Below are 17,911 nucleotides of genomic sequence, written 5' to 3'. Positions count from 1 at the left end.
TTTCTACTTTTACAAAGCGTTATTATCTGAATAACGGAGGCAATTGCTGCATTTCAATTTATTGGAAAAATTAACTGGTTATTCCCGATTTAGATAAATTATAATGGTTGTGTTTTTGGTTACAATATATCTTTGAATTAGTGGAGTTTACCAAATAAAATTTGTTGTTTACGTTAGCACAAAAACTTATTTTGTCTACCAGCGTAGTAATGCTGAAAATAACGCGGGCATTGCTAACAAGTACTTCAATAAATTTATTAACAAAACTTTGTCTCTATAATTGGAAGAGTTTTGAACTAGTGTAAAAATCAGTAAATTGAGGATGAGATCATGAAATTTGGAATTGATAGCGGGCACAATTGTCCACCAGACACAGGAGCTAGAGGAATCAAAGTTGAGGATAATTTAACTCTAGATGTAGGTAATAGAGTTATAGCCAAGTTAAGAGCTTTGGGAAATGAAGTCGTAGTATGTAGACCAAGTAGTGCTCGGACAGTAACTGAATCACTCTCAAAAAGATGTTCTACAGCTAATGCGAGTAGAGTAGATATTTACGTCTCGATTCATTTTAATGCTTTTAACAACCAAGCTAATGGTACAGAAGTATTTGCAACTAGTGAGAATGGCAGAAAAATCGCTAAACCTGTATTAGATGAAATCGTCAAGTTGGGATTTTTTAATCGTGGCGTTAAGAGTGGTTCCCACTTGTATGTTCTGAAAAATACAGATATGCCTGCGATTCTTATAGAATGTTGCTTCATCGATTCGCAAAAAGATATGAATCTTTTTAATCCTGAAGCAATGGCTAATGCGATTGTCAAAGGCTTAACTGGTAAATTGCCAAGTGCTCCTGTTACCCCTGTACCAGATGAAGAAGATAATGTAGATGAAACTATTCTCAGGCTGCAAAAATCCTTAAATAGACTCAAAATAACCGATAAAAATGGTAAGGCGTTAGTAGAAGATGGCTTCACCGGGGCTAACACCAAATCTGCTGTAGAAAAATTTCAGACTATTATCGGAGTTCAGCCGACTGGAATTGCTGATACAACTACATGGAATGCTATCAATCTAATTTTGGCAAAACGAATTATCAGACCAAACCATGCTGGTGGTGCAGTTGTCAGATACTTGCAATACCGTTTAGGTGTTGATAATGATGGTGTCTACGGGCCGCAAACAGAGGTTGTAGTTAAGAATTTTCAAAAGCAAAATGGTTTAGATGCCGATGGGATTATCGGGCCTGCTAGCTGGCAGAAATTAATCGGTTAGACTAAAGCTGTTTGAAGTGTAAAGCGAAAACTACCCACCACTGACCTGAGTACAGGTTCAGTGGGGCACCTTCATACTTCAACTTTTAGTCGGATTAGCCACGGTTTCGTTCTAGCAGTAGCATCATCATCAAACTTAACAAAATTTGCTGCTCTTGGCGATCGCTAAGTTGATCCACAGCTTTGATGATAAATTTTCTGGAGAGGAAAGTGGGGATTTTCTCCAAACGCATCGCAATCGTGCCATCAGCTCGGCTGACCAAGTAGACTGGATTAAAAACATAACCAGTGAACATTCCCACAATTGGGATTTCTGCGAAGAGGGCATCAGCAATTTTCACCCACGGATTTTTCTCCTGAATGTTTAAAGTAGTCGTGTCGCCATCAAAGATGTCATAACGCGCACGCCAAAGAGATTTTAATCCGCGCCGTTTTACTGAACCAATGTAAGTACCATTGCTATCGGTAAAGTTATAGCGTGCCGAGAAGTCAATAATGCGATCTGCTTTGATGTAGTATATAGGACGAGTTTGTTCAGCATCAGCAAAGATTGTAATTGCTTCCTTGAGCTTGAAGAGTTTCTGTTTGACATAGAAAGCCAAATTCCTTTGAGCATCAACAACAGACATTTGTGGTGCTAATGCCCAGAATTTAAAGGTAAGTTCCAGAGGATACTGCATAATTTTGGGGAAAACATGAAAATTATCACCCTATTAATCCCAATTCTAGGAGAAAAGTAACATTAATCCTGATGACTGCTAGCAGCAGTTAAAAAATTTGGGACAAGGGTGCATAAACAAATAAAGGTCAACCTATTAGGTAAGTGAAGGGGTTAAAGCCCAAAACACACTAACACTTAAACATTAGGAAAATGACCATGAAATTCCGTCACTTAACTAGTTCTTTGTTAACAGCTACCGCACTTCTAACCAGTACACTACCAGCTTTCGCCGGCCCTTTTGATGTTAAGTCTACTGGTATCTTTAAACCGGTTACTGTTACCCCCAAAGCCACTGTAGGGAATGTAACTCCTAGTACTCCGACTCCTGGCTCACCCAGCAATCCAGTTGGTAATACTGAAATTCAAGGATTAGGCGACCATCAATCTTGGGTTGACCCAAAAACATTAGCAAATGACCCTCGCGCTTTGTGCAGTGATGTTGGCTTGGGTAATAGCACCCGCAACAGTTCTAGCAAACTTGCCTTGGCAAACTCTACCAACACTCGTTCCAGTTCTGCCGAAAGCCACAATGACGGTGGTGGTGGAGGTTTTAGCTTTTTAGGTATTGGTGCTAGCGGTAGTGGTTCTACCCAAGGTACTAAAAATAATAGTAATTCCCGCGATCAAAGTAGCAACCGCACAGAGGAAAATAGCAATAGTTCTTCAACAGTTGTTCAAGGCAGAAATTGCGATGCTTTTGTTAACTCCGCCGCTGCTAGAGATATGAATTACGAAGATAACCTCACCCAGCGCTATGAAATAAAAACTGGTCGTCGGGGACAGCAAGTCAATCAACTCTTGGAAAATAAATAAGCTGTTACTGAAGAATAATTCCGGAGTCAGAAGGGTCAAAAAGCAGATGAATAAGCGTATATGGCGATATTTGTTCAGTCTGGAGAGTGGAAATTAGCCTTAGGAGAAACTATGAAAACCAGGCTAGGAGGAAAACTTATTGCCTTCACTACAACCATATTTTTGTCCATAACATCTTTGGCAAGTGCACAAACTGCCAACTCTTCTTGCACAATTCGTGACTCTCAAATCCTTCCCTATCTGCTAGATAATCCCAATGAAAACTCATTGGTAAGAGTGCGTTGTCTTTCCAGAGATAGGCAAGAAGTAGATAGGAAACGGCAAAACATCAGAAATAGCATCCTGCAACCTACTTTTGGCGATCGCAATCATACTGTTACCATTGAAGTAGAAGAAAGTTGTCGCAATTTCAGGATTCGCTCTCAAGACGGCTCAGATTTTTCTGATGTCCCTATGTATCATCCCTACTCAGATGAAAATCATGCTGAGTTTGAGGACTCTTGGCTAACCCGTGAAGGTTCTGGATGGTATTGGCTATTACATCAGTTCCCTCCTTAAAAAGGAGGCTAGGCAAGATCGAGTCTTCTCCCAAAGGGAGACGCCTGCCGTAGAATGCCCGTTCGCGTAGCGTCTCCTTTAGGAGAAGGGCTGTAAGGCGAACGAGCGTCATAGCCCGTCGTAGACATCGCCTGAAGCCGTTGACCTACAATAATTAAAAGAAATAACCAGGGCGTAGGAAGTCACCTATGCTGCTGACAGAGATATGTTCAACTTAACCAGGTTGGCGTTTGATAAGTATCAATCGCACTTGGTCACAGGTAATTTCCTATCGCTCTGGTGCTTTTTTGGCGGTGAAGTTTCGCCAAAAGTATAAAAGTAAAGGGCTTTTCAAGCCTATAACAATTGTTACTATTTTATTGTATAAGTGGACACAATTTTTCTGGGTTTCAAATTTCTTTACTATGTCATATCAAGCCTGGTACAACACTAATAACTGGATGAGTTAAAAAGCTGTTTTTCTCCTTATTGCATATTTTTGGGTTCTACCAGCCATAGTAAAGACGTTACACTGCAACATCTTGACATTATCGATAGGCAAATTATTTTATACCTAAAATTCATCATCCTAGTGTGTAGATATAAGCTTGTCTTAACCGCCTTACCATCTCTCGACGCACCTCATTTTGGACGCGGTTTCCACGCCGCCAGTGTTCTAACTGAATATTATCAACATAGAATCTCACAGAAAATTGCATAGCAGAGCCTTGGATATCAGTTAGCTGAACTTGTGGTTCTTTCCAGGCAGTATTGGACTCTTTGAAACTATCATGCAGCCATTCGACAAATTTTAACGAATAGTCATCTAATCTAGTTTCATCTACTCCTGGATTTGAGATTTTTTGAAATAATTTATTCAGTTTTATTTTCAAAAGTTCAATTTTTTGCTCCCATTCGTCTGGTAAAAGATGTTGATCTTCGATTACTAAATCAGGATCTATTAACCAAGTTTGATACCATTTACGAATCAAGCTAATCAAAGTTGGTTTCTCAGTCTGGTCTTGTTCTTCTAAGCGCGATCGCAGACGTTTACCTTTACGTTCTGTGATGACTAACAGCCCCACAATGTTCAATATTTCTAAATAGTTTTTCTGGAGAGTTTTCAGTTCTTCTAAATTCAACCCACCCTTTTCTACCTTCTTAACTTCTCTAACAAAATCTTCAAATGCTTGCTCAATTTTTTGCAGTTGCGTGTTCACATCTTTTTCAACTAATAAACGCAGCCGCCCGGCTTCTCTTTTTGACAGTTTATCATCCTCGGCTTCTGTCAATGCAGCAAAACTGTCTAAATATTGAAGTTTTTCATCAATATCGCCTAATGTGTCTGGATGACCGAGGATAATTTGTTGCAAAATGTTTGTTGCTACCACTGCATCAGCATCAACTCTAACTGATACTTGAATTGTATAAGCATAGTGAGTTGTAGGACGACTGAGATTGACTATATTTTGACCCCCCAAAGTCGTGTTTGGTGTATAGACCTCGCAATGCTCATTAATCAAATATAGTTTTGTCACGCGGATGCCAATGTGTTTGATAATTGCAATTGAACCATCTGGCATGGAGATTACATCTCCAAATCTAAAGGGTGTATCAACTAACAAAACCAACCCGCTGAAAAAATCGCTTAAAATATCTTTTACTGCTAACCCCAACACTACAGTAATACTACCTATTGCTAACCCGATTCCTGTTAAATCAACCCCAAGGGTACTGAAGAAAAGAGATATGCCAATTAGGTAAGTAATGACTGGGATAAAATTTTGGAGGAGTGGAATTAATACGTCATCCCAAACAGCCTCAGTTTTCCGGGCATAGTCTTTTAAGTAGTAAATTGCTGCTTCTGTAAACAACAAAGTTACGCCATAAGTGAAAGCAAGTATTAAAAAAGCGGTGAGTCCTCGATCAATCAAACTAATAATTCCCCCTGATCCTAGTTGAGTCAGAGAGAGCTTTAGACTAGCAAGAAAAAAAATAGCGATCGCCGGGATTTGTAAGATCCCAAGGATGAACAGGGCTGTATCTTTTTCTGTGCGGCGAAGAAACGATCGCAGTAGATAGAACAGTAATATGTAGAGTACAAAAGCAACAAATATGGATGCGCCGAATATATAGAAGAAAGAGCTAATTTGTGCGCTTGTTGGTAAACTCGGTGGTGGTGGTACTACGGGAGCTTTTGATGCAGATTCTGCCGCTTGGGCGATGAGCGTATAATTCATTGCTGTCTACTTCAAGTATTGCTATTTTAAATAAATTGTTGAAGAAATATTACCCAATTAACCTTCGGCACTTTCGGCACGAATGGGAATTACAATTCCTTCCCGCAACAGGGCATCCGTAAAAATCTTCCGAAGAACGCGTTGAATCTGAAGATGTTTTCCTGGCTTCACCTTCGTCAATGTCCGCAGCAACAAGTTAGACTCTCCGAGACTTTCGACTCCATCCACCTGTGTGCCTTCGAGTACATCTGGATCATCTATTTTTAACTGCTGTCCCACTTCCTCAATCACTTTGTACACATGCGCCAAGTTGGAATCATAAGGCACACCAACTTCTACGACTGCAAAGATATACTGTTTGGAGTAATTAGTAATTGAGCCAATATTCCCATTCTGAATAATCTGCAATTGACCATTGGGATGTCTGACACGGGTAGTTCTCAGTTCAATCGCCTCGACAATACCTTCAACAACTTTATCTTCGGCTTTTCCCGCCTCAATATAGTCACCCACTAAATAGTAGTTTTCAAACAGAATAAAGAAGCCGCAGACAATATCGTTGATTAGAGTCTGTGCCCCTAAACCCACAGCTATTCCGACAATACCAGCACCTGCAAGTATCGGAGTTGGATCAATATTGAGGGCATAGAGAATGGAAACCGTAGCTCCGAAGTAAATGAGGTATTTTAAGAAACTACGAAACAGAGGAACAAGCGTTAGGCGTCTACTTTTTTGGATTTCAGTCAGATTTCGGTCTTTGAACAGCACCTCTTCAACAAATAAGTAAACGACCTCAAACAACACACGACTAATGAAGATGATGCCGATGATCTTAATAATTCGTGGGCCAAAAACTGCAACATTGGCGATTAACTGCACCTGCTGAATTACTAATGTTGCCATGCAGATATAAATCACAAATTCCAGACACCGCTTTAAAAAGGGTATCAGGTGTCGTAGCCGATCGTAGAATCTCAGGAGGTTATCAGGGTTGGAGTATCTGACGCTGAGAGCATCTAGGCTATCAACGATCGCAGCGACTGCTTTGAGTATAAGCAACCCGACAGCAATAATTAGATAGATCCGCAGTGCAATGTACAGATATTCCGAAACCGTTGTTGGCAATTTCAGAAACTCGGCACATAAGATGATAGCCCACAGCCAGATTCCACCGCTGATTCTGTGATAGAGGGCGCTAAAGAAAGCATCAATACTTTCATCATCGGCAGTATTTTTTTCTAAGTTCTTGGCGCGAATGCTCGCTACCTTCAGCCAATATTTCAGAAATTTCAGTGCGATCGCCGCTAAAATAAAAGTGCCAATGCTCTGAGCGCTGCCAATTCCGAGAGTTACCCAAAATCCTGATGGAACACGCTCAATCAATAAGAGCGTGTATTGCTGAAGGTTTTCGCCACGATAAACTAGATAACTATTGGCACCCACAATCAGAATGCACGACACTAAGCAAGCAAGTAACAATAACCCTGTGATGTTCCGGCGGAGGGTTTTTATACTCCTATCTTCACTCTTCAATATAGAGGTCTTAGTAAATAGCTTGAATAACTTGCTGACAAGCCAGTTCAATAATAAAAAAACAAAGATTACAAGGCTGACTTCAGCCAAAATAATTAATATGTTCATGTCCGATCATAAAACTGAAGTAATTTAACGGTTGTATTATCAAAACCTATTGAGAGTATCAAGGTATCTCTATAGAATAGATAGATAATAATTATTTCATATAATCACAAATTGTCAAGCTGTTAACATTTTACCCACTTGATTATTGCTTGTATTGTTAACGTTGATTACAACAAAAGCCTTTAAGGAAGACCTTTGTGTAAATTCTGGTTATGATGTTGCATAAATCACTAATTAACTAAAATCATCTAAGTAAATGTTCATTAAAACTTATCCAGTTCATATCAGTTATCAGTGAACACTGGTTTAAGCTCAGTTCGTACCAGTATCTTCTTTTTAAACTCGGTAATGACCCAGAGCTAAAGCTTTCATTCATCATTCTTTCCTCGAGCAAGACCTGCCTTCTCTTATAACTCCTGTAGAGACGCGATTAATAGCGTCTCTACTCAGCACTTTCAAGTCAGGCAGGTGGAAATAAAGCAAACTATATTAAAGAATATAAATTGCTTGTTCTCTACTAATAACGAATGCTCCATGATGCTAGCTGCTTAAACTTTGGTCATATAAATAACCTACTGGCTTTCTCATAAACCCAATGTCATCAGGAATCGTTTATTTTCACCGTCCTATTTAAATATTTTTTACTATTTGCTTGGTATCTAAAAGTATTGTTAAATCATGTTCAGAACTTAGTAAAGATAAAAGTGTTGTTTCATTCACCTGAAAACACCTCCTTGCCTCAGAAAGTTTCCTACATTTTGTGTTCTAACTTTACTAATAAAAGCCCAAACATGGTGTAATATTTAACTCAATAACGGTCTGTTTTTCTAAATATATTCCTCTCAAAACTGCTGTAATCAAAAAATAGCAGTTGTTTCAGAGATAAGTAAAATTGTCAATACTTGCTTTGTAGGCTTTTTCAAAAATATACTGTTACTAACTCCAAAACATAGCCTAACATCGGCTACATTTTTTGTTGTCCGAGTTGCCTAAATTCTAATTGAGGTGAATGCAACGTACACGTCCAGAAGATGAAAATTGATGAAGTACTACAACTCCTAGAAGTAAACCAGAAAAAGGCTTTGACACGGCTCCAAGAATTAGTGTTGCGCTCCTGTTGGGAGGGAAAAACTTACGCTAGTATGGCAGATCAAGCCCATTATGGGGCACAAAGTATTAGAGAGGTGGCTTCCCAATTGTGGCATGTGCTCAGTGAAATCTTTGGAGAACCGATCGCTAAAGCCAATTTCCGCTACACTCTAGAGCTACGCCCCCTCACCAAAGCGCAGCAGCAACTTATCAAGAAACGCGCCAGCAGTACCGCCCCTACCTTAGAATTTCCCAGTGGACCGATAATGCTATCCTCTCACTTTTACATCCCTCGTTCTCCAATTGAAGAACTCGCCTACGCAGAAATCACTGAAGCTGGAAGTGTGATCCGCATCAAAGGTTCTAGCAAGATGGGGAAAAGTTCGCTGATGCTACGCATTACCGATTACACTGCATCTGTTGGCTACCGCAGTGTGAATTTGGACTTTCAGCAAGCAGATTCAGCAGTATTTGCTAACCTCGATAAATTTTTACGCTGGTTTTGTACCAATATCAGTAATAAGTTACAGCTAGAATCCAGGCTTGATGATTATTGGGATGAAGAGATTGGCAGCAAAGTCAGCTGTACTAACTATTTTCAAGGGTATTTGTTAGAGCATTTGGTCTGTCCCCTCGTCTTGGCATTGAACGAAGTGAATCGGGTTTTTGAATATCCAGTAATTGCTAAGGAATTTTTACCCTTACTGCGCTCTTGGCACGAGCAAGCCAAACAAACGGAAATTTGGCAAAAACTCCGGCTAATCGTGGCTTATTCAACGGAAATTTATGTTCCTCTAAAGCTCAACCAATCCCCGTTTAATATCGGGTTGCCACTAAAGTTGCCGCCATTTACCATAGAGCAGGTGCAGGATTTAGCACAGCGTCATGGACTAAATTGGACAGATGGTAAAGAAGCCAAGCAACTCATGGCAATGGTAGGGGGACATCCCTATTTAGTGCGTCTGGCTTTGTATCACGTTTCTCACTCTAAAGTCACCCTAAAGCAGCTATTGCAACAGGCAGCTACTGAGTCGGGAATTTATAACGACCACTTACGGCGACTCTTAGCAGCACTTCAAGAGGAGCTAGAACTGAGCGCGGTGGTTAAACAGTTAATTGCTGCACAAGCTCATATAAAATTAGAATCCATACTCGCTTATAAATTAGAAAGTATAGGTTTGGTGAAACTGGAGGGCGATCGCGTTAACTTTTCCTGTGAATTGTATCGTCTGTATTTTGCCCAAGTAAACTTCGGTGCAGAAGAAAAGCGTACTTGCAATTAAGTAGGATAGTTGCCCAAGTAGAAGCAATTTTATCAGTGCGATCGCCTCCGGCGGGATACTGTTGGCGAATGTAATACATTTTTGTATTATTAAGTATTACGTAAGCTCAAACCTTCAATCTGTAGTTGCGGCTTTGAGTTGTAACACTTTTGTCCGTGCGTTTGTAACACTTTCGCCAACAGTATCCGGCGGGCGCTTCGCGCCATCGCAATACCTGCTCAGTTTCTTATACTTCATATCTAGCAAGCTTTTTGCCTTTTTCTAACCGTCGAACTCACGTTAACAATAGTTGTAATGACACGATCGCTTTCACTAATTCCTCTGGATCTACAGGCTTAGAGATATGCTGTTGAAATCCGACAGCGATCGCTTGCTGACGATCTATCTCACCAGCATAAGCAGTTAAAGCGATCGCTGGAATTGTTCCTCCTTGCTCTGGTTCCAAACTCCTTATCTGTTGCATCAGCATATAGCCATCCATTTCTGGCATCCCAATATCGCTAACGATCAGATTTGGCAGGGATTGACTCAGTGTAGTTAAAGCTTCAATGGCTGAGGCAACAACGGTAACAGTTGCCCCATACTGCTCCAGCATGAAGGGTAAAAACTCTCGCATATCTGCATCATCATCCACCACGAGAATCTCTAAGCCAGACAAGGGGGATAATTGAGCCGCCACAAGTGAAGAGTTATCTTTTACATCCTTGATTCCTTTGCTTTCATCCTGTAAGTATGGAAGTCTGACGGTGAAAGTTGCTCCTTGTCCTTCGCCCAGACTTTCTGCTTGAACAGTTCCCCCATGAAGTTCTACAAGATGGTGGACGATCGCTAACCCTAAACCTAAACCGCCAAATTTTCGAGTTGTGGCACCATCTGCTTGACGGAAATAATCAAAAACATAAGGTAAGAACTCAGGTGCAATCCCTTTTCCTGTGTCAGTTACACAAATTTGTACCTGTGAGCCAACTTGCTTTAATTTAATTTTTACCTGTCCTCCGGTAGGAGTAAACTTAATAGCATTAGAAAGGATATTCCAAAAGACTTGTTGCAATCGATTGGGATCACCTAAAACTTTCCCTACAAAAGATTCAAGACTTGTCTGAATCTGGATGGACTTGGCCTGTGCTGATAAATGCACTGTCTCGATCGCAGCTTCAATGACTGATACCAAATTAATCCGGCCGAAGTTGAGGTTAAGTTTACCCTGAAGGATGCGGGAGACATCAAGCAAATCTTCAATCAATTGAGTTTGCAACTTGGCATTGCGCTCAATGGTTTCTAGGGCGCGATCGCTTGTTGCTTGGTCAAGTTTGCGGCTTTGCATCAGTTTTGTCCAACCCAGAATCGGGTTGAGCGGTGTTCTCAATTCATGGGATAGCACAGCGAGAAATTCATCTTTGATCCGGTTTGCTGATTCAGCAGCGCTTCGTGCCATTAGTTCGGCTTCATAGAGATGGGAGCGAGCGATCGCTTGGGCGCATTGTTGAGCAACAGCCAAAATAAACGCTTGATCTTCTCCACTAAGTTGTTGAGACTGGGTAAATCCCAAAGTTATACCTCCAACTGCCCAACCCTCCACTATCAATGGAATAGAAATCCAGGCTTCAAAATCATATTGAGCATACACTTGGGCCAAATGCGGGTAACGAGCTACCCGATTTTCTGTTGGTTCAGCCCAAATAGGTTTCCCAGTCCGCACAGCTTCTGCTAGGGGAGAGGGTGAATCGATGGCAAAATTACGCCAAGTATTCACCAAATCTTGGTTATAGCCAACCGCCCGCACAATTTCCAGTTCAGTTTTACTTTCATTCAACAAAGCGACGAGAGCACAACTGGCTCCCAAGCCAGCCATGCTCTGATCTACAATGACTTCAGATACTTGAGCCGCTGTCATGGATTCTGAAAGAGCAGCCGTGATCGACTGGAGACGAGCAATGCGCTCCAATGCTCTTTCTGCCATTTTTTGTGCTTGCTGCGCTTCTTGGTAAAGGCGGGCATTGTCGATGGCGATCGCCGCCCGATGGGCAACATCCTTTGCCAGTGACAAGTCAGCCGTGCTGTAACGATGTTCTGATTCAGCAGTCACAAAGGAAATGGCACCAAAAATTCTTTCACGTGCCATCAGGGGCAAAATTATACATGACTTTAAACCAAGCTCACGCAGAATACGCAGATGTTCTGCATCTGGAATGGCTGTTGCTAGAGCTGCATCTGAAATTTCAGCTGCCATTTCAGCAAGACCTGTACGCAGCACTTTCGGTACACCTTCAGGTGCATCCAACTTTCTAGGATAACGTTGATAGAGTTCCCAACCGAGTTTCACTTTCTCTGGATCTCGGTGAGCAACTGCTACCCGATGAATTGATTGGTTGTCTTGCAAAAGGTCAACCCCACACCAATCGGCGAAGTAAGGCACAACTAGATTGGCCACACTTGCTAATGTGCTTTCGTAATCGAGGGAAGAGGCGAGAGTTGCACTAACTTGAGCCAAAAACCCTGCTCGTTCTTGATTGGCTTCTGCTTCCTGTCGGGCGGTTTGCTCTTGAATCAGTTGGATACGTTCTGCTTCAGATTGTTTGCGATCTGTGATATCAAGCACAACACCACTCATGTGTGTGGCAATACCCGCTTCGTTGAAAAAGGCTTTTCCCCGGCAAGCTAGGTAACGGATACTGCCGTCATCTTGAATAATTCGATATTCTAAATTATGCTCCACGCCTTCGTTAATCGCACGACTCAACGATTGAGCCAGCAATGCGCTATCATCTGGATGCAGACGAGCTAAAATTGCATCGGAAGTCCCAGCAAAGGTTTCAGGTGTTAACCCAAATAGTTGATAAATCTGCTCATCCCAGTCAAAGCGATCGCTGGCAATATCCCAACTCCAAACACCAATTTGAGCAGATTTTAACGCCAGATTGAGTTGTGCTTGGCTGTCTTCTAGACCTTGATAAAGACGAGCATTTTCTAGAGAAATAGCAATTTGAACTGTCAAAATTTCCAGTACGGAAAGTTTTTCCTGTGTAAAAGCACTGGAGATGAGATTGTTTTCTAAATATAAAATACCAAGTAATCTCGACTGACGAGCGATCGGCAAACAAAGTACAGATTTAGGCTGATTTTGAATTATATACTCGTCTCCTGAAAACAGATTCTGCTCAGTGCCATTCTGCAAAATCACTGTTTCTTGAGTTCGCTGGACATAATTCAGCATTGATTGAGGAATAACCTGTGAAATTTCACCCTTTAATACAGGTCGAGAAACATTGAGCTTTTCTGCTTGGGGATTAACCTTAGCTTCTACTTCGATCGTCAGATTTTGCTCGTGTTCAAGCAACAAATAACCGATTTCTGCTCCTGCTTGCTCGATGACAATTTGCATTAATGTCTGCAACAACCGCGAAAGAACAATTTCACTAGATATAGTTTGAGAGGCTTTAACTACTGATAAAAAGTCTAAATGCTCACCTGTGCTGAAAAAAGTTCCGTTAGAGACAAGTTGTTGTCGTGGCAATAGCTGAGGATAGGATTCTTCTAAGTGCTTGACTTTAGCAAATGCCCCCCAACGCATATATGCATTTTTAGCTGCTTGCAAGTAAGTTTTGGCAATTAATTCAAACTCCCGCTCCAAGTAAAACTTAGCACCTAGCTCATTAGCCAAAGCTTCATATTGCACAAATCCTTGCTCACGGGCTGAACTAATTGATTGCTCATACAGGCGCATTGCTTCTAAGTCGCGACCCTCAATTTGAGCTATTTCAGCAGCTACTAATTGAGACTTGCACAAGAAGTTTGCAGGGCAGTGGTTAGCCCAGTATTGCAATTGTTGCTGATGGGATTCTAGGGTTTGTAAAAACTGTTCTTGCTCTTGAGAAGATACGGTTGGATAAAGAGCCGTTAAAGTCAGTGAGTAATATAAAACATAATCTGTTTCAATCGGCAATGCCAGTGTCGTAACTGGGAATGCTGATAATTTCAAGGTACAATTCAGTGCTTCAGTATACTGTCTATATGTAAAAAATATAATTAATTTAATAATGTAATAAAAAATAATTCCACTGACAAAACCTGCATCTGTAATAATAGACAGAGCCATTGATTCATCAAAATTCTCATTACTTAGAGTCAGATTATGGGGAGTGAGTCCGCGCAGATTCATCAGTAGCATCTGCTGTAATCTGATTGTCTGATAGACAGCTTCATGTTTAGACTGGCGGGCGAACGCAGTGTATTTTTCTAGAGATTTGTATGTATCTGCAAGTGAAGAGCCTAACTGGATAATTTGCCAAGAGCCTTGATAACCGTTGTAGTTAGCCATTGTCACATCACCTGCTTCTATACAGCCGATAAATCCCCGCTCTAAAAAGGGAATATCGGTGGCAATATGGTTACGCCAAACGTTGATATGACTTCCATGAATGTGTAGAACAACTCCTCTAAGTTTCAAGTCATGCAGCTTTTCATTCAATTGAATTGTCATCTCAGAGAATGCATAGCCTGTGGGAATATCATGGAAAATGGAAACTAACAACATGGCATACATGCTGTAAGCGAAACAGGAATCTTCCGTATTACCAAACTTGAGTGAGTAGTTAACTGCTTTAAGTACGACTAAGGGAAAGAGATGAGGGCTACCAAGATAAGTCGGTGGTCCCAAAGTTGTCAACAGACTTATCAGTGTCTTAATATTTGGATCTTGGATAACCGGAGCATTAATTAAATCAGAGACTTGTCTATCACCTAAATTTATTAATACCTGGTTTTTCTCAATTGCGATCGCACTTTGCACTTGCTCATTTGAATCAGGAAAAATCACCCCAAAAACTTTTAAAGCTTCTAATCCCAATGTCAACGCCTCTTCATACTTACCGGCAACTTGATAGAGTCTGATTTGCAGCATATAAATATTAGATTTATCCACATGAGATTCTGCTTTTAGTAATAGTAGTTTAAATAACTCTTCCGCCTGCTCTAAATTTCCTGTTAAAAATTCACACTCAGCCTGTTCTCTAAATAAATTAAATGTTTGTTCATATTGTTTAATCCAGGCATTTTCAGCCAAAAGATTCATAGCAATGCTCAGAAATCTTTTAGAAGGAGTATAGGCTGTGGAAGCTTTTGCCTTTTTAGCAGCAATTAAATTCAATCGCACCAATTCATCTTTTTCTGGTTGTTCAATAATTAGATCGACCGCGAGATTTAGTTGATTGACTAAATTAAAAATTTGCTCATTCACTTGCTCATGACTAGTATTTTTGAGCAAAAGCCGCCCAATTGTCAGGTGAACAGCCGACTTTGATTCATCGGCAATTAAGGCATAAGCAGCTTGTTGAACTCGGTCATGATAGAAACGATAGTTTTTCTGGGTAGTTTCATCTGACTCTATGGGGATAATTAATCCTCTTAAAATCGCTTCAAAAAGTGCATTTGCCGTTTCTTCAATAGATTGTTCACCAACAATTGCCAAAACTTCTAAATCAAAGCGATTACCGATACAGGAGGCTAACTTCAGTACATGCTGAGTTGCTCTTGACAGTTTTTGCATCCGCCCAATCATCAAACTGACAATATTATCTGTAATACCTTGAGCTTCAATCTCAGCTATATTCCATTGCCAAACACCATGTTGACGATCAAAATTCAGCAGATTTTCTTGATACAGTATTTTGAGAAATTCATTGACAAAAAAGGGGTTGCCATCAGTTTTTTGGATAATCAATTGGGCAAGAGGTTCTACTCGTTCTACCGAACTATGTAAAGTATCAGCAATCAACTGATTAACGTAGGCAATATTCAACGGATTAAGCAGAATTTCAGTCGTTATTGCTCCATGCTGGCGAACCTTCTCCATCATCAAATTTAAGGGATGCACAACATCTATTTCGTTATCTCGATACGCCAAAATGAAGCAGAGATACTGGATACTAGAGTCAGTAATAATAGTTTGAATTAAATTTAAAGTAGCAGTGTCTGCCCACTGCATATCATCTAAAAAAACAGTGAGTGGATGTTCTTTTTTAGCAAAGACGCTGATAAAGTTCTGAAACACCAAGTTGAATCGGTTTTGAGATTCGACAGGTGCCAACTCTGGTACAGCAGACTGTTCTCCAACGATTAGTTCAATTTCTGGAATTACATCTGTGATTAGTCTACCATTGTTCCCTAATGCTGCTTGTATTAGCTTTTTCCAGGTGGCAAGTTGCTCTTCGGGCTGCGTTAAAATTTGTCGAGCGAGTGTTTGAAAAGCTTGAACAATAGTGGAATAAGGAATATCTCGTTTGTACTGATCAAACTTACCACAGATAAAAATGCCACGTTCTCTCACAATGGGCTTGTGAATCTCCTTCACCAGAGAAGATTTACCAACCCCAGCATAGCCAGAAACGAACACAAGTTCTGGTTTACCTTGGCGCACAACTCGCTCAAATGCTTGTAGAAGCTTGGCAATCTCCGGTTCTCGCCCATACAATTTTTGAGGAATTTGAAAGCGCTCTGAGATATCTTGCTTACCCAAAACAAAGGATTTGATTTGTTTGGTTATCTCCAATTGCTTTAAGCACCGTTCCAGATCAAATTGCAAACCTAAAGCGCTCTGATACCTTTGTTCTGCAACCTTCGACAGCAATTTCATGATAATCTCACAGAGCATTTGCGGAATATCAGAGTTTAGCTTTGTTGGGGATAGCGGAGATTTGGCAATATGACAATGCACCCATTCTAAGGGGTCTTTGCCTTGAAATGGTAGCTGACCTGTCAGCATCTCATAGAAGGTGACTCCTAGTGAATACAAATCGCTGCGATGGTCAATTCCTCGATTCATCCGCCCAGTTTGCTCAGGTGACAAATAAGGTAAACTGCCTTCAATGCGACTGGAACTGCTAACCATTTGCTGCTGGTAAGGAATAAAAGCAGCAATTCCAAAATCGGTAATTTTGACCTGATTAGTTTCGAGGTTAATTAAGATATTTTGCGGCTTAATATCCTTGTGAATAATGTGATGAGTGTGGATTTGTGCGAGTTTACTGGTAATTTCAATGGCAATCTTCAGAAACGGAACAGGCTGTTGAAATTGGTCTAGAAGTTGGTCGAGCGATCGCCCCTCAAAATCCTCCATAATTAGATAAGGGATTCCCTGATGCATCTCTAAGGCGTAGGCTTTGACTACTGCTGCGGTGTTTAGCCTTTGAGCGATCGCATACTCATGTTTGAGCTGTTCAATATTATTGGGTGTACACTGTTCTGGACGTAGCCCTTTGATAATTACCGGACACTTATCTTTAACTTTAATTCCACGGTATATGACTGCTTTTACCCCTGCTTTTAACAAAGTGACAATTTCAAATCCGGGTAATGCAATCATCATGCCAAATACTCCAGCCGTGTTTCTTCAGGGATAATCCGAGCTTAATTGTATTTTAGATACATTTCCTTGGGCAGATGAAATTTAGATGATATCAGGTTCGGATAATCACTTCTGCTGACTCAAAAACCAAAAATAAGCTAAAATTCAAGCAGAGTAAGCATTTCCCGCTCAGAAACTCCCCATGTTTGATAACCTGCAAACCCAAATTTACCAACTAGAACAATTTGCCAACAGCCTAGTTTCTAACCAACTAACACACCTTAGCGTGGTGAGTATTGGTATCATCTTTGCAGCTGGCTTGCTCACCAGTCTCACACCCTGTATGCTTTCTATGCTGCCAATTACCATTGGTTATATTGGCGGTTATGAAGCTAAAAGCCGTCTGCAAGCAGCGGCCCAATCAACTTGGTTTGCTTTAGGATTAGCAACTACACTCGCAGGATTGGGGATTTTAGCAGGTTTTGTCGGAAAAGTCTATGGTCAAGTGGGAATTGGTTTGCCAATTATCGTCAGCATTATCGCCATTCTCATGGGGCTGAACTTATTAGAAGCACTACCTCTACAATTTCCATCCTTGGGTGAAACGAATTGGATTTCACCAGATTTACCAGCAGGATTGCGTTCCTATTTGCTGGGACTGACTTTCGGCTTAGTCGCATCCCCTTGTAGCACGCCTGTTTTAGCGAGCTTACTGGGTTGGATTGCCAATACACAAGACTTAATTTTAGGTGCTGTTTTGCTACTTTCTTACACAGCAGGTTATGTAGCACCGTTGATTTTGGCGGGTACTTTTACAGCTTCAATTAAAAAATTACTGGAATTGCGCCGCTGGTCTGGCTGGATTAACCCAGTTAGTGGGGCACTGTTGGTAGGATTCGGTGTGTTTTCCTTAATTTCTCGGATTCCCTTTGGCAGTTTTTAATTTCAATCTTTGATATTATCAATACCCTTGT

Annotated in this window: 9 protein-coding genes; 5 read left to right on the top strand and 4 right to left on the bottom strand. The window is 40.8% G+C overall.

The window, feature by feature from the left end:
• Window positions 1-330: 330 nt before the first annotated feature.
• The gene (locus RM347_RS04685; protein ID WP_322721533.1) at window positions 331-1,272 is read left to right on the top strand and encodes an N-acetylmuramoyl-L-alanine amidase; all 942 of its coding nucleotides are present in this window, start codon (window positions 331-333) and stop codon (window positions 1,270-1,272) included.
• A gap of 94 nt (window positions 1,273-1,366) precedes the next feature.
• On the opposite strand, the gene RM347_RS04680 is transcribed toward RM347_RS04685, so the two are convergent.
• On the bottom strand, window positions 1,367-1,951 hold the full coding sequence (locus tag RM347_RS04680; protein WP_322721532.1) for a hypothetical protein: 585 nt from the start codon (window positions 1,949-1,951) through the stop codon (window positions 1,367-1,369).
• 197 nt (window positions 1,952-2,148) lie between these two features.
• Between RM347_RS04680 and RM347_RS04675 the strand changes: the two genes are divergently transcribed.
• Both RM347_RS04675 and RM347_RS04670 read left to right on the top strand, forming a co-directional pair.
• Window positions 2,149-2,805 (top strand): hypothetical protein, encoded by a 657-nt coding sequence (locus RM347_RS04675; protein ID WP_322721531.1) that lies wholly within the window; start codon window positions 2,149-2,151, stop codon window positions 2,803-2,805.
• 60 nt (window positions 2,806-2,865) lie between these two features.
• A complete protein-coding gene (locus tag RM347_RS04670) occupies window positions 2,866-3,363 on the top strand; it encodes a hypothetical protein (RefSeq protein ID WP_322721530.1) in 498 nt (165 codons plus the stop codon).
• 563 nt (window positions 3,364-3,926) lie between these two features.
• On the opposite strand, the gene RM347_RS04665 is transcribed toward RM347_RS04670, so the two are convergent.
• Both RM347_RS04665 and RM347_RS04660 read right to left on the bottom strand, forming a co-directional pair.
• Window positions 3,927-5,582 (bottom strand): mechanosensitive ion channel family protein, encoded by a 1,656-nt coding sequence (locus tag RM347_RS04665; RefSeq protein WP_322721529.1) that lies wholly within the window; start codon window positions 5,580-5,582, stop codon window positions 3,927-3,929.
• 57 nt (window positions 5,583-5,639) lie between these two features.
• A complete protein-coding gene (locus tag RM347_RS04660; RefSeq protein ID WP_322721528.1) occupies window positions 5,640-7,223 on the bottom strand; it encodes a mechanosensitive ion channel family protein in 1,584 nt (527 codons plus the stop codon).
• 1,031 nt (window positions 7,224-8,254) lie between these two features.
• On the opposite strand from RM347_RS04660, the gene RM347_RS04655 reads away from it, so the two are divergent.
• The gene (locus tag RM347_RS04655; protein ID WP_322721527.1) at window positions 8,255-9,595 is read left to right on the top strand and encodes an AAA-like domain-containing protein; all 1,341 of its coding nucleotides are present in this window, start codon (window positions 8,255-8,257) and stop codon (window positions 9,593-9,595) included.
• 274 nt (window positions 9,596-9,869) lie between these two features.
• Here the strand turns inward: RM347_RS04655 and RM347_RS04650 are convergent, their stop codons facing one another.
• Window positions 9,870-16,958 (bottom strand): AAA family ATPase, encoded by a 7,089-nt coding sequence (locus RM347_RS04650; RefSeq protein ID WP_322721526.1) that lies wholly within the window; start codon window positions 16,956-16,958, stop codon window positions 9,870-9,872.
• Between the two features lie 181 nt (window positions 16,959-17,139).
• Here RM347_RS04650 and RM347_RS04645 point away from each other — a divergent pair, with 181 nt between their 5' ends.
• Window positions 17,140-17,880: a cytochrome c biogenesis protein CcdA gene (locus tag RM347_RS04645; RefSeq protein WP_322721525.1), complete on the top strand. Its 741-nt coding sequence runs from the start codon at window positions 17,140-17,142 to the stop codon at window positions 17,878-17,880.
• Window positions 17,881-17,911: the final 31 nt, after the last annotated feature.

Origin of the sequence: Nostoc sp. ChiQUE02, assembly GCF_034531305.2 — a bacterium.
Classification (GTDB): domain Bacteria; phylum Cyanobacteriota; class Cyanobacteriia; order Cyanobacteriales; family Nostocaceae; genus Nostoc.
The sequence above is the reverse complement of the archived record's forward strand: the minus strand, read 5'-3'. Positions and strand labels throughout refer to the sequence as shown.